Annotated in this window: 9 protein-coding genes, 5 tRNA genes and 1 pseudogene; 12 read left to right on the top strand and 3 right to left on the bottom strand. The window is 71.0% G+C overall.

Features of this window, described 5'->3' with window-relative positions; genetic code table 11:
* Positions 1 to 3: 3 nt before the first annotated feature.
* A pseudogene (locus tag AC060L_RS29070) lies at positions 4 to 431 on the bottom strand (roadblock/LC7 domain-containing protein).
* A gap of 10 nt (positions 432 to 441) precedes the next feature.
* Entirely contained in the window at positions 442 to 4,440 is a 3,999-nt protein-coding gene (locus tag AC060L_RS29065) for a sensor histidine kinase (RefSeq protein ID WP_483801919.1), read from the bottom strand.
* Between the two features lie 587 nt (positions 4,441 to 5,027).
* Here AC060L_RS29065 and AC060L_RS29060 point away from each other — a divergent pair.
* The 8 genes from AC060L_RS29060 to AC060L_RS29025 all read left to right on the top strand — a co-directional run bounded on the left by AC060L_RS29060 (position 5,028) and on the right by AC060L_RS29025 (position 8,515).
* Positions 5,028 to 5,252, top strand: coding sequence for a hypothetical protein (locus tag AC060L_RS29060; RefSeq protein ID WP_483801918.1), 225 nt, complete (start codon positions 5,028 to 5,030; stop codon positions 5,250 to 5,252).
* A gap of 107 nt (positions 5,253 to 5,359) precedes the next feature.
* Entirely contained in the window at positions 5,360 to 6,157 is a 798-nt protein-coding gene (locus AC060L_RS29055; protein WP_483801917.1) for a fumarylacetoacetate hydrolase family protein, read from the top strand.
* Positions 6,154 to 7,695, top strand: coding sequence for a glutamate--tRNA ligase (gene gltX / locus AC060L_RS29050; protein ID WP_483801916.1), 1,542 nt, complete (start codon positions 6,154 to 6,156; stop codon positions 7,693 to 7,695). The genes AC060L_RS29055 and gltX overlap by 4 nt, the downstream gene beginning before the upstream one ends.
* Positions 7,696 to 7,943: 248 nt before the next feature.
* Positions 7,944 to 8,015 (top strand) — tRNA-Gln (locus AC060L_RS29045).
* A 34-nt stretch (positions 8,016 to 8,049) separates the two neighbouring features.
* Positions 8,050 to 8,122, top strand: a tRNA-Glu gene (locus AC060L_RS29040).
* Positions 8,123 to 8,166: 44 nt separating this feature from the next.
* Positions 8,167 to 8,242, top strand: a tRNA-Glu gene (locus AC060L_RS29035).
* 83 nt (positions 8,243 to 8,325) lie between these two features.
* Positions 8,326 to 8,401, top strand: a tRNA-Glu gene (locus AC060L_RS29030).
* 39 nt (positions 8,402 to 8,440) lie between these two features.
* Positions 8,441 to 8,515 (top strand) — tRNA-Gln (locus AC060L_RS29025).
* 139 nt (positions 8,516 to 8,654) lie between these two features.
* On the opposite strand, the gene AC060L_RS29020 is transcribed toward AC060L_RS29025, so the two are convergent.
* Positions 8,655 to 9,368 carry an IclR family transcriptional regulator gene (locus AC060L_RS29020; RefSeq protein ID WP_483801915.1) on the bottom strand — a complete coding sequence of 238 codons (714 nt, stop codon included), beginning with the start codon at positions 9,366 to 9,368 and terminating at the stop codon, positions 8,655 to 8,657.
* Between the two features lie 151 nt (positions 9,369 to 9,519).
* Between AC060L_RS29020 and leuC the strand changes: the two genes are divergently transcribed.
* From leuC to AC060L_RS29000, 4 genes are all read left to right on the top strand, one after another.
* A complete protein-coding gene (leuC, locus tag AC060L_RS29015) occupies positions 9,520 to 10,941 on the top strand; it encodes a 3-isopropylmalate dehydratase large subunit (protein WP_483801914.1) in 1,422 nt (473 codons plus the stop codon).
* 3 nt (positions 10,942 to 10,944) lie between these two features.
* Positions 10,945 to 11,541 (top strand): 3-isopropylmalate dehydratase small subunit, encoded by a 597-nt coding sequence (gene leuD, locus AC060L_RS29010; protein WP_483801913.1) that lies wholly within the window; start codon positions 10,945 to 10,947, stop codon positions 11,539 to 11,541.
* Between the two features lie 158 nt (positions 11,542 to 11,699).
* Positions 11,700 to 12,047 (top strand): SCO5555 family protein, encoded by a 348-nt coding sequence (locus tag AC060L_RS29005; RefSeq protein ID WP_483801912.1) that lies wholly within the window; start codon positions 11,700 to 11,702, stop codon positions 12,045 to 12,047.
* 133 nt (positions 12,048 to 12,180) lie between these two features.
* Positions 12,181 to 12,867 carry an HU family DNA-binding protein gene (locus AC060L_RS29000; protein ID WP_483801911.1) on the top strand — a complete coding sequence of 229 codons (687 nt, stop codon included), beginning with the start codon at positions 12,181 to 12,183 and terminating at the stop codon, positions 12,865 to 12,867.
* Positions 12,868 to 12,962 lie beyond the last annotated feature (95 nt).

Here is a 12,962-nt window from a genome sequence, read left to right as displayed (position 1 = left end):
CTGTCAGTGCAGGAGGCTGCCTTGGAGTTCGGCGCGCAGGGCGGGGGTGAGGACGGCTCCGGCGCGGTCGACGAGGAGGGCCATTTCGTAGCCGACCAGGCCGATGTCGGAGTCGGGGGAGGCGAGGACGGCGAGGGAGGAGCCGTCGCTGACTGCCATGAGGAAGAGGAAGCCTCGTTCCATTTCGACGACGGTCTGGTTGACGTCGCCGCCCTCGAAGATCCGGCTGGCGCCGGAGGTGAGCGAGGTGAGGCCGGAGGCGACGGCGGCGAGCTGGTCGGCGCGGTCGCGGGGGAAGCCTTCGGACATGGCGAGCAGGAGCCCGTCGGCAGGAGCCCGTCGGCGGAGACCACCACTGTGTGGGACACCCCTGGGGTGTTGTCCACGAAATTGGTGATCAGCCAGTTCAGGTTCTGTGCGGCCTGGCTCATCTGACTCAACTCAACGCTCCTGGTTCTCTGTGCCGAAGCCGCCGGCGCCGTTGCTGCCGAAGCCGTTGCCGCCCGGTGCGGGAGAACGGTAGCCGTCCTGGCCACCGGGCGCACCGGTGGGGCGCCCGAAACCGTCGAACGGCTGACCGGCGGCAGGGATTCCCTGGGCCGGAGTGCCCTGCGTGGCCTCGGCGCCCGCGCGGCGGCCCTGCTGGATGCCGCGGCGCAGGTTGGTGAGCCGGCCGCGGACCTCCTCGGGTGCCCGGGAGACCTGAGGACCGGTCAGCGGAGCGGCCTCGGCGGTGCCGGAGACCAGGTTCGCCTGCGGGGTGCGGCGGGGCAGGCCGGACAGCGTGACACCGTCCGAGGACGGCACCCGGACCTGCTCGGCCCGGCGCCAGCGCTCGTCGTTGGCCGACGGACGCCACGGGGTGTCCGGCTGGCCGTCGAGCGGCTGCCGGCCCGGCTGGCCGTGCGGCTGAGTCGGCTGGGGCTGCTGCGGCGCGGTGCCCGGAGCCGAGGTGCCCGGTCGCTGCGGCTGGTACGGCCGGGGCCGTTCCTGCGACTGCTCGTTCACCTGGACCGAGGCCATCCGGTTGGCACCGCCGTTGCGGAAGCCCTGCGCGTCGTCGGCGCGGCCCTCCTGCGGGGTGCCGTGCTCGGCGGACGGCCGCGGCGGCAGCGCCATCGGCTGCTGCTGCGGCTGACCCTGGTAGCCCTGCGGCTGGCCCTGCCCCTGGCTCTGCCCCTGGCCCTGCCCCTGGAACTGCTGGGGCTGGGGCTGGAGCTGGGGCTGCTGGGGCTGAGGCTGGAACTGCTGGTGCTGCTGCGGGTACGGCTGGCCCTGCGGGGCCGGCGGCATCGGGCGCTCCTGGCGGGGCGCCGGGCTGGCCACGCTGGGCAGCACCGGCTCCACCAGGCCCAGGCCCAGCGGGTCGCGCGGGTCGATCTCGCTGGCCTCGAAGCGCGGCCGGCTGAACGGCACGGTGCTCTCCACCGGCGTCGGCTCGGGCGCACGCTGGCCGATCACCGGCTGCTGCAGGGTCGGCGGACCCTGCGGGTCACCGGCCGGCGCCTGCTGGCGAGGCATCGGCGCACCCGGCATCGGAGCACCGGGCATCGGGGAACCCTGACCCGGCATCGGCTGCCCCTGCTGGGGCGCCCTGCCCTGCTGCGGCCGGCCCTGCTGGGGACCGCGCTGCTGCAGACCGGGCTGCTGACCCTGCGGGCCACCGGCCTGACGCTGCGGCAGGCCACCCGGGCGGGCGTTCGGGCCGACATCGGTACGGCCACCGGGGCCGGGGCCCTGCGGACGGCCGTCCGGACCGGCCCAGCCGTGCTGCGGCTGCTCGGCCGCACGCTCGCGGGCACCGCCCGGAGCGGCCGGACGGGCCGCCTGCTCCGGGGTCGGGGTCGGGGCCGGGGCGCCGCCACGACGGGGCAGGCCGGGGCCGCCCGCCGGGGCGCCGGGGCGACCGGCACCGCGCTGCGGCTGCTGCTGCGGCCGACCGCCGGCCTGCGGGGTCTCGCGCAGCGACTGGCCACGGTCACGGGTCGGCAGGCCGGCACTGGGCGAACCCTGGGCCGGACCACCCGCGTTCGGACCAGCCGGGTTCGGAGCAGCCGGGCCCTGGTTCGGGCCGCCCTGGTTCGGCGCGGCCGGAGCCGCTGCACCGGGCAGACCCTGCGGGCCCTGGCCGAGCTGCGGACGGCCGGTGGGCGCACCCTGGCCGCCGGGGCCCTGGCCGAGCGCCGGCGTCGGGCGGTTGCCCAGCGCGTCCGGACCGGCCGGCAGCGGGCGCTGCTGGCGCGGCGTCGCGCCGGCGCCGCGCTGCGGCTTGCCACCGGTGCCGGGGCGCGGCGGCCGCCGGTCGCCGGAGTTGGTGACGTCCACCGGGAGCATGACCAGCGCGGTGGTGCCGCCGGAGTCGCTCGGACGCAGCTGGATCCGGATGCCGTGTCGCAGGGACAGGCGGCCGACCACGAAGAGGCCCATGCGGCGCGAGACCGAGACGTCCACGGTCGGCGGGCTGGCCAGGCGCTCGTTGATGTCGGCCAGGTCGTCGGGGGAGAGGCCGATGCCGGTGTCGTGGATCTCGACCAGCACCCGGCCGTCCGGCAGCGCGTGGCCGGTGACCCGGACGCGGGTCTGCGGGCTGGAGAACGAGGTCGCGTTCTCCAGCAGCTCGGCGAGCAGGTGGACGAGGTCGTTGACGACCCGGCCGGCCACCTCGGCCGAGGGGACGGTGGCGAGTTCGATGCGCTCGTACTGCTCCACCTCGGAGGCGGCGGCGCGCAGCACGTCGACCAGCGGGACCGGGCGGGTCCAGCGGCGGCCGGGGTCCTCACCCGCGAGAACGAGGAGGTTTTCGCCGTTGCGGCGCATACGGGTCGCGAGGTGGTCCAGCTTGAAGAGGCTGGCCAGCTGGTCCGGGTCGGCCTCGCGGCTCTCCAGCTCCGAGATCAGCGAGAGCTGGCGCTGGATGAGGCCCTGGCTGCGGCGCGAGAGGTTGGTGAACATCGAGTTGATGTTGCCTCGCAGCAGCGCCTGCTCGGCGGCGAGGCGAACTGCCTCGCTGTGCACCAGGTCGAAGGCGTGGGCCACGTGGCCGATCTCGTCCGAGGAGTCGACGCCGACCGGCTCGACCGTGACATCGACGTCGTGCGGGTCGCTCTCGGAGAGCGTCTTGACCAGCTCGGGCAGTCGCCGCTCGGCGACGTCCTCGGCCGCGGCCTGCAGTCGGGTCAGCGAGCGCACCATCGAGCGGGCCACCAGGGCGGCGCCGACGACGGCGACGAGCAGCACCAGGGCGATCACGGCACCGTTGAGCAGGGTGTCGTTGTCGGCCTGCGCCTGCAGGTTCTGGGCCTTGCCCTTGAGCTCGTCGAGCAGCTGGTTCTCGATCACGCGCTCGGCGTTGATCTTGACGGTGGACTGGTCGTACCAGTCCTTGTAGGTGCGCGGGTCGGCCTGCTTGATGCCGTTGGCCGCCAGGATCTGGCGGGCGTACCGGTCGGAGAGCGCGATGTCGGTGTTGTAGCTGAGCCGCGCGCGGATCTTCTGCGCGGCCGCGTTGCCGTAGATCGCGTTGAAGTTGGTGGAGGCGTTCTCGTCCTCGGTGATCAGACGGACGCCGAAGCTCTGGTCGGACTGGCTCAGGTCCGCGCCGTTGGGCCGGGCCAGCGCGGCGCTGATCAGCGCGCGCTGCATCGAGCTGCTCTCCTTCTCCAGGGAGAACTGCTGGAGCGCACGGGTGGCCTTGACCAGGTCGGGGTTGGACGAGGCCAGCGCGATGTCCTGGCTGATCGACAGCAGGTCGGTGATGATCGTGTCGTAGGACGCGACCGTGGTCTCGATGTTGTCGACGTTGGTGTACGCGTTCGTGCGGAACTGCGACAGCAGGAGCATGTCCTTGCGGACCTGCATCAGCAGCGAGTTGCCGCCGGACAGGTCCATGTTGTCGAAGCTGTCGGCGCGCGCGTTGTACGCCTTGCTCAGGTCGTCGGTGGTCTTGCGGGCGGTCGCGACCTCGTCGTCCGGCTGGCCGGGCTTGGCGGTGAGCGGGCCGGCGCTGATGTCGCGCTCGGTCTGCAGCGCGTCGGCCAGCGCGGTGGCCTTGACGGCCAGGTCGCTGAGGTTGGCCATCTGGGCCAGCTGCTGGGAGCTCTGCACCGAGCCCTGGATGCGCAGGCCACCGAGGGCCAGCGCGACCACCACGGGGAGCAGCAGCAGCGCGATCAGACGGGTGCGGATTCGCCAGTTGCGCATCCGCAGCCGGCCGAAGCCGGTGGCGCGGCGGCGGGTCAGCGAGCCGCGCAGCCGGGCACGGCCCTGCTCCTGCTCCAGGGCCTCGTTGTTCTCCTCGGTACCGGCCTCGGGCTCCGGAGCCCCGTGGGCGAGCCGGTCGCCGGTGGGCGCTTCCGACTCCGACGGATGGGGGGCGGCGATGGGTTCGCGCGACTCCGGGTGGCCTGCGGCGCCGCTACCCCTTTTGAAACGTCCCTGCACTGGCGTCGCAACCTCTGGACCGGGCGTCCCGCCGCGCTGCCGCGTCAGGACGGTGTCGAGTTTCGATGTCGGCAAACCCGGCCGATCCGGGAATGCACGCGTGCCGAAGTGGGTAGCTCCTGAGTGCAACGGCTGGCCGGGGGGCGGTCGGTGGGATCGCGCTTCGCGGCTCGCGGTGCCAAGGAGGGTTCACTTCGGCGGTTCGTGGCATTCCAGCACAGCGGCGGAGCTCCAACAAGGGGCGGGGTTGCGCCGCCGTGGGTGCTACCGACTGCGCGCAGCGCCTCACGGACCGTGCGAGCCGGGGCGTGAATACCGCACTTTTCGGACAGTTGACGGCCCGACGGCCGAGACGTGCCGCTTCGGCGGGTTCCCGAAATGTGCGCTAGTTCGTGATTGTCCGAATTCCCTACAGGGGTGAAATATCCAAATTCGGGCGACTTCTCACGGAATTGTGAGCAAACTCACAGGCCAATGTGTAGCTTTGGTCACGGTCCATATGGAAAGAGATCCCTACCCTGACTCGTTGTAGACACGTCAGCAGATCCGCCCCGCACTGGGGCTCTCCAACCCGAGGTGTAGAAGCGATGTCCCAGACGGTCAAGCCGGTCTCCAAGTCGACGATCGGCGCCCGCCCGACGGCCAACCCGCGCCGCACGACGCTGGCCTCGGTCGCCGACTTCGCTCAGCTCCCCGGCGCGCGCGCCGCGAGCGAGCCGGTCGAGTACGCCAAGGAGCTGCCGACCAGCACCGCCAACCCGCGGCGCACGATCCTGATGACGGTTCCGCAGCAGGCGCAGCCGCAGGCCTGATCAGCGACCTCGCACGAGGGCGCCGTCACCACTGGTGGCGGCGCCCTCGGTCGTTGTACGGGCGATAGCCTGGGCGGAATCGATACCGCACCGAGAGGTTGCCCGCCGTGCGCATTGCCAGGTTCTCCGTCAAAGAAGGGGGACCTGCTGTCGGCAGCGTCTCCTTCGGCGTGGTCGAGGGGGACGCCACCCAACCGGACTCGATGGTGGTGCACGCCCTGGCCGGCCACCCGTTCGGCCAGCCGCAGCTGACCGGTGAGAGCCACCGGCTCGCCGACGTGCGGCTGCTCACCCCGATGCTGCCGAGCAAGATCGTCGCGGTCGGCCGCAACTACGCGGCGCACGCCGCGGAGCTGGGCAACACGGTGCCGGACGTCCCGCTGACCTTCTTCAAGCCCTCCACCGCGGTGATCGGCCCGACCGAGTCGATCGCCTACCCGCCGTTCTCCTCCGACGTGCAGCACGAGGCGGAGCTGGCCGTGGTGATCGGCCGGATGTGCCGCGAGGTCCCGCTGGAGCGGGTGCCCGAGGTGATCTTCGGCTACACCTGCGCCAACGACGTCACCGCGCGCGACGTGCAGCAGCGCGAGGGCCAGTGGGCCCGGGCCAAGGGCTTCGACACCTCCTGCCCGCTCGGCCCCTGGATCGAGACCGAACTCGACCCGGCCGACCTCGCGATCACCTGCACGGTCAACGGCGAGCTGCGGCAGGCCGGTCGGACCTCGCAGATGGTCCGCGACGTGGCCGAGCTGATCGCGCACATCTCCGAGGCGATGACGCTGCTCCCGGGTGACGTCATCCTGACCGGCACCCCGGCGGGCGTCGGTCCGTTGAACATCGGCGACGAGGTCGCCGTGTCCGTCGAAGGCATCGGCACTCTCGCCAACAAGGTCGTGAAGCGATGAACTCCGCCACCCCGGCCACCGCCGATCAGGGTTCCAGCACCGAGGCCACCGGCGCGGCCGTCCGGGTCCGCTTCTGCCCCTCGCCGACCGGCAACCCGCACGTCGGGCTGGTCCGCACCGCGCTCTTCAACTGGGCCTTCGCCCGGCACCACGGCGGCACCCTGGTCTTCCGGATCGAGGACACCGACGCGGCCCGCGACTCCGAGGAGTCGTACCAGCAGCTGCTGGACGCGATGCGCTGGCTCGGCTTCGACTGGGACGAGGGCCCCGAGGTCGGCGGCCCGCACGCGCCCTACCGGCAGTCCCAGCGGATGGACGTCTACGCGGACGTGGCCCGCCGGCTGCACGAGGCCGGCCACGCCTACGAGTGCTTCTGCAGCACCGAGGAGCTGGAGGCCCGCCGCGCCGCCGCCCGCGCGGCCGGCCTGCCCTCGGGCTACGACGGCCTGTGCCGCACGCTCACGCCGGAGCAGAAGGCGATCTTCCGGGCCGAGGGCCGCGAGCCGATCCTGCGCTTCCGGATGCCGGACCACACCATCGTCTTCGACGACCTGGTCCGCGGCCGGCTCTCCTTCGAGCCCAAGGACGTGCCGGACTACGGCATCGTGCGGGCCAACGGCGCCCCGCTCTACACGCTGGTCAACCCGGTGGACGACGCGCTGATGGGCATCACCCACGTGCTGCGCGGCGAGGACCTGCTCTCCTCCACCCCGCGCCAGATCGCGCTGTACGCCGCGCTGGCCGAGATCGGCGTCGGCAGCGGCGCCACCCCGCGGTTCGGCCACCTGCCGTACGTGATGGGCGAGGGCAACAAGAAGCTCTCCAAGCGCGACCCGCAGGCCAGCCTCAACCTCTACCGCGAGCGCGGCTTCCTGCCCGAGGGCCTGCTCAACTACCTTGCGCTGCTGGGCTGGTCGCTGGCCGAGGATCGCGACCGGTTCTCCATGGACGAGCTGGTGGCCAACTTCGACATCGCGAAGGTGAACGCCAACCCGGCGCGCTTCGACCTGAAGAAGTGCGAGTCGATCAACGCCGACCACCTGCGGCTGCTGGCACCGGACGAGTTCGTCCGCCGGCTGGTGCCGTACCTGCGGGCCGCCGGCCTGCTGCCGGAGCAGCCGACCGCCGAGCAGCTGGAGCTGCTGGCCAAGGCCGCGCCGCTGACCCAGGAGCGGATGGTCGTGCTCGGCGAGGTGACCGACATGCTCGGCTTCCTCTTCGTCGCCCCGGCCGACTTCGCGGTCGACCCCGAGGACGGCGCCAAGGTGCTGAACGCGGACTCCGGCCCGGTGCTGGCGGCCAGCATCGAGGCGCTGCGGGCACTGCCCGACTTCAGCCCCGAGCCGATCCAGGCGGCGCTGCGCGAGGCACTGGTGGACGGGCTGGGTATTAAGCCGAAGTTCGCCTTCACGCCGTTGCGGGTGGCCGTCACCGGCCGCAGGATCTCCCCGCCGCTCTTCGAGTCGATGGAGCTGCTCGGCCGGCTGGAGACGCTGCGCCGTCTGGAAGCCGCGCTGAGCGGCCTGCCGGCGGCCTGACGGCCCGGTCGGGGCCTCGTCCGCCGAGGTCCCGGTCGGGGCCCTGCCCTGGTCACGGCGAGCCGCCGTGACCAGGGGCTCGGGTCGGCCTGCGGTTATCGATTTTGGTGCCGGGCCTGGCGTCGGGTAATGTTCTTTCTGCGCCGCCCGGGAGGGAACGGACGAGGGACCAGAAGCCTCGCCGACAACCACCAAGCGGATCACGGTGCAAGCATCGAGCAAGACCCCCGCAAGGGGTTGTGTTCTGATGGGGTATGGTGTAATTGGCAGCACGAGTGATTCTGGTTCATTTAGTCTAGGTTCGAGTCCTGGTACCCCAGCGCAGTCGTCACGCAAGTGACGCTGATGTAGCAAGCCCCCGTTGTGTAGCGGCCTAGCACGCTGCCCTCTCACGGCAGTAGCGCCGGTTCGAATCCGGTCGGGGGTACGCAGTGCAAGCTGTTTCGGCAGCACATTAATTGCATAGCAGGAGCCCCCGTTGTGTAGCGGCCTAGCACGCTGCCCTCTCACGGCAGTAGCGCCGGTTCGAATCCGGTCGGGGGTACCAGATCCTTCATCAGCCACCATCCGGACGTTCCCCTCGTCAAAACAGCGGGGTCCCGGAGGCGGCGAAGCTGGATCACCAAGTTTGCCCCCGTTGTGTAGCGGCCTAGCACGCTGCCCTCTCACGGCAGTAGCGCCGGTTCGAATCCGGTCGGGGGTACCAGCAAGTCAGCCGGTGGTTCAGTCCACCGGCTGATTGCTATGGGGTATGGTGTAATTGGCAGCACGAGTGATTCTGGTTCATTTAGTCTAGGTTCGAGTCCTGGTACCCCAGCCAGAGAATTGCCCCCGGTGATCCGGGGGCTTTTTGCTTTTCCCGGCCGAAATCCGGGCGGCAGTCGTGCGGAAGGGCCGCGCACCGGATCCCGGTGCGCGGCCCTCTTGCTCGGTGGCGGCTCTCTTGCTGGGTATTCGGCTCAGCCGCGGCGCAGCGCCTCGGTGAGTCGGTTGGCGGCCTCGATGATGGCCTGGGCGTGCAGCCGGCCCGGGTGGCGGGTCAGGCGCTCGATCGGCCCGGAGACCGAGACGGAGGCCACCACGCGGTTCGACGGCCCGCGGACCGGCGCGGAGACGGAGGCCACACCGGGCTCCCGCTCGCCGATCGACTGGGCCCAGCCGCGCCGCCGCACGCCGCTCAGCGCGGTCGCGGTGAACCGGGCGCCCTGGAGGCCGCGGTGGAGCCGTTCGGGCTCCTCCCAGGCCAGCAGCACCTGCGCGGCCGAGCCGGCCTTCATCGGCAGGGTGCTGCCGACCGGGACGGTGTCCCGCAGGCCGGAGAGCCGCTCGGCGGCGGCGACGCAGATCCGCATCTCGCCCTGCCGGCGGTAGAGCTGTGCGCTCTCGCCGGTGACGTCGCGCAGGTGGGTCAGGACCGGGCCCGCGGTGGCGAGCAGCCGGTCCTCGCCCGCCGCGGCGGAGAGTTCGGCAAGTCGGGGGCCGAGGATGAACCGGCCCTGCATGTCCCTGGTGACCAGGCGGTGATGTTCCAATGCGACGGCGAGACGGTGGGCCGTGGGCCGCGCCAAACCGGTGGCGGCGACCAGCCCCGCCAACGTGGCGGGGCCCGACTCCAGTGCGCTGAGCACCAGAGCGGCCTTGTCGAGAACGCCGACGCCGCTTGTGTTGTCCATACGCCGATACTGCAGTCTCATTCCGCGAGACGCAAGTTCAATCCCGCGGGAAACCCGGCACTCTGGACGGAGCAGCCCGTCACGCACCCCCTGTAACGGGCACCCCAACGACACGAGAAGGCCGGCGATGCGGCCGGCTGGAGGGAACGCGATGGGACGGACACTGGCTGAGAAGGTCTGGGACGACCACGTCGTCCGGCACGCCGAAGGCGAGCCCGACCTGCTCTACATCGACCTGCATCTGCTGCACGAGGTGACCAGTCCGCAGGCGTTCGACGGCCTCCGACTGGCCGGCCGCCCCGTCCGCAGGACCGATCTGACGATCGCCACCGAGGACCACAACACGCCCACGCTGGACATCGACAAGCCGATCGCCGACCCGGTCTCCAAGGTGCAGCTGGAGACGCTGCGTCGCAACGCGGCCGAGTTCGGCGTCCGGATCCACTCGCTCGGCGACGTCGAGCAGGGCGTCGTCCACGTGGTGGGACCGCAGCTGGGGCTGACCCAGCCCGGCATGACCGTGGTCTGCGGCGACTCCCACACCTCCACCCACGGCGCCTTCGGCGCGCTGGCCTTCGGCATCGGCACCAGCCAGGTCGAGCACGTGCTGGCCACCCAGACGCTGCCGCTGGCGCCGTTCCGGACGATGGCGATCACGGTCGAGGGCGAGCTCGCCGAGGGCGTCACCGCGAAGGACCTGATCCTGGCGATCATCACCAGGATCGGTACCGGCGGCGGCCAGGGCTACGTCCTGGAGTACCGCGGTTCGGCGATCCGCAGCCTCTCCATGGAGGCCCGGATGACCATCTGCAACATGTCGATCGAGGCGGGCGCCCGGGCCGGCATGATCGCCCCGGACCAGACCACCTTCGACTACCTGCAGGGCCGCCCGCACGCCCCCCAGGGCGAGGACTGGGACGCCGCGGTCGCCTACTGGCGCACGCTGGCCACCGACGAGGACGCGGTCTTCGACGCCGAGGTCGTCATCGACGCGGCCGAGCTGACCCCGTTCGTCACCTGGGGCACCAACCCGGGCCAGGGCGCCCCGCTGGGCGCCAGCGTGCCGGACCCGGCCTCGTTCGAGGACCCGCAGGAGCGGGTCGCGGCCGAGAACGCGCTGACGTACATGGGCCTCACCGCCGGTACGCCGCTGCGCGAGGTCACCGTGGACGCGGTCTTCGTCGGCTCCTGCACCAACGGCCGGATCGAGGACCTGCGGGCCGCCGCCGCCGTGCTGGGGGGCCGCCAGGTCGCCGAGGGCGTGCGGATGCTGGTCGTGCCGGGCTCGGTGCGGGTGTCGCTGCAGGCCGTCGCGGAGGGCCTGGACAAGGTCTTCAGCGCGGCCGGCGCCGAATGGCGGCACGCGGGTTGCTCGATGTGCCTGGGCATGAACCCGGACCAGCTGGCCCCGGGCGAGCGCTGCGCCTCGACCTCGAACCGCAACTTCGAGGGCCGGCAGGGCAAGGGCGGCCGCACCCACCTGGTGTCGCCGCAGGTTGCGGCCGCCACCGCCGTGCTGGGCCGGCTGGCCGCACCGTCCGATCTGCCGTCCAACGTCCCCGCGGAGGTCTGAGCCATGGAGAAGTTCACCACCCACACCGGCCGTGCCGTTCCGCTGCGCCGCAGCAACGTTGACACGGACCAGATCATCCCCGCCCATTGGCTCAAGAAGGTCACCCGCTCGGGTTTCGAGGACGGTCTGTTCGAAGCCTGGCGCAAGGACGAGTCGTTCATCCTGAACCAGCCCGAGCGCCGCGGCGCCACGGTCCTGGTGGCCGGTCCTGAGTTCGGCACCGGATCATCGCGCGAGCACGCGGTCTGGGCACTGCAGAACTACGGCTTCCAGACCGTGATCTCCTCCCGGTTCGCCGATATCTTCCGCGGCAACTCGCTGAAGAACGGCCTGCTCACGGTGGTGCTGCCGCAGGAGGTGGTCGAGCGGCTGTGGGCACTCACCGAGGCCGATCCGAACACCGAGATCACGGTCGATCTCCAGGACCGCGAGGTGCGCGCCGAGGGTGTGCGTGCTCCGTTCGAGCTGGATGAGAACGCCCGTTGGCGACTGCTGAACGGACTGGACGACATCAGCATCACGCTCCAGAACGCTGATGACATCACGGCGTTCGAGCAGACCCGGCCCTCCTTCAAGCCGCGCACCCTGCCGGTCGCCTGACGGAGCGTTAACCCGCAGCACCGCCGATGGCCCGCCCCCTTCGCAAGGGGCGGGCCATCGTGCTGTCACGGGGGGGAGTTCGGGCCTGTCAGGGGCTCAGGTGTGGCACGGATAAACCCCCGCGCGTCACAACTCGCTGCGGATGGCACAATCAGAGCATGCACCGGCACCATGAACCTCCGTACGCGGGCGGCGATCCCGCGTCGTCGGAGATCGTGGACCGGGAAGCCGAGAGTCGAATTGGCGATCGGCCGGACGTCGACACCTCGATCGATGAGGGACCGGACGACCCGGAAGTCGCGGCGCTCTACGCGCTTGTGGCAGAGCGGTTGAAGCAGGCTCACGCCCGCGTGCACGCGCTGCACGTGTCTGCGGACACAAAGACCGCTCTCACCCGGCAACTGTTGATCGTCACCGAGGTCGCCAAGCGCGATCTCCCGGAGGCGGCGCGGCGGTTGAGTCGCTTTGTGCAGGACCTCGACGAGGGGCGCCCACCCGTCGGCTGAGGTCGCAGACGCGCAAATCCATTGCGACACTAGGGTGATTCGCGCGTTTGGTAATTGAAAGTCCGCAAATACATGCCTAACGTGCGAATTGAACGGATGGAATCATCCGGCGCCCGTTTCTGAAGGGGAAGACGTGAACAAGGCTCAGCTTGTCGAAGCGGTAGCCGAGCAGCTGGGTGGTCGCAAGGCTGCCGCAGAGGCCGTCGACGCAGTGCTCGACACCATGGTGCGTGCCGTTGTGGCCGGTGACCGTGTTTCGGTCACCGGTTTCGGCACCTTCGAGAAGGTGGAGCGCTCCGCGCGCTTCGCCCGTAACCCGCAGACCGGCGAGAAGGTCAAGGTCAAGAAGACCTCGGTGCCGCGCTTCCGTCCCGGCCAGGGCTTCAAGGACCTGGTCAGCGGCAGCAAGAAGCTGCCGAAGGAGGGCCCCTCGGTCAAGAAGGCCCCCAAGGGCTCGCTGACCCCGGGCAAGAGCGGCACCACCGCCGCCGTCAAGCGCGCCGCCACCAAGCGTGCGGCCGCCGCTGCCGAGGTTGCCGCTCCGGTCAAGAAGACCGCGGCGAAGAAGGCCACCACCACGGCGAAGAAGGCGGCTCCGGCCACCAAGGCCGCTGCCACCAAGACGGCTGCGGTCAAGAAGACCGCCACGGCGAAGAAGGCGGCTCCGGCCACCAAGGCCGCCGCCACCAAGAAGACCACCGCCGCCGCGAAGAAGACCACGGCGACGGTCGCGAAGAAGGCCGCCACGGTCAAGAAGACCGCTCCGGCCAAGAAGACCACCACCCGCAAGACCACGGCCCGCAAGACCGCCGCGAAGTAATCGCGTCCGGTACTGCTCGCCTTGGCGGCCCGACAGGGTCGCAGAACGCCGCGGGGGGGGGGGGTTGTGTCTTTGTTTGTTGGTGAGGTTCTTGT

This window comes from Kitasatospora sp. NEAU-69, assembly GCF_057158765.1.
Note: the sequence above shows the minus strand (reverse complement) of the source record. Positions and strands in the feature narration are given on the sequence as shown.

Coding starts and splice junctions, on each gene's coding strand:
- AC060L_RS29020 (WP_483801915.1), bottom strand. CDS start 9,368: ATGGACAACACAAGCGGCGTCGGCGTTCTCGACAAGGCCGCTCTGGTG.
- leuD (WP_483801913.1), top strand. CDS start 10,945: ATGGAGAAGTTCACCACCCACACCGGCCGTGCCGTTCCGCTGCGCCGC.
- AC060L_RS29005 (WP_483801912.1), top strand. CDS start 11,700: ATGCACCGGCACCATGAACCTCCGTACGCGGGCGGCGATCCCGCGTCG.
- leuC (WP_483801914.1), top strand. CDS start 9,520: ATGGGACGGACACTGGCTGAGAAGGTCTGGGACGACCACGTCGTCCGG.
- gltX (WP_483801916.1), top strand. CDS start 6,154: ATGAACTCCGCCACCCCGGCCACCGCCGATCAGGGTTCCAGCACCGAG.
- AC060L_RS29060 (WP_483801918.1), top strand. CDS start 5,028: ATGTCCCAGACGGTCAAGCCGGTCTCCAAGTCGACGATCGGCGCCCGC.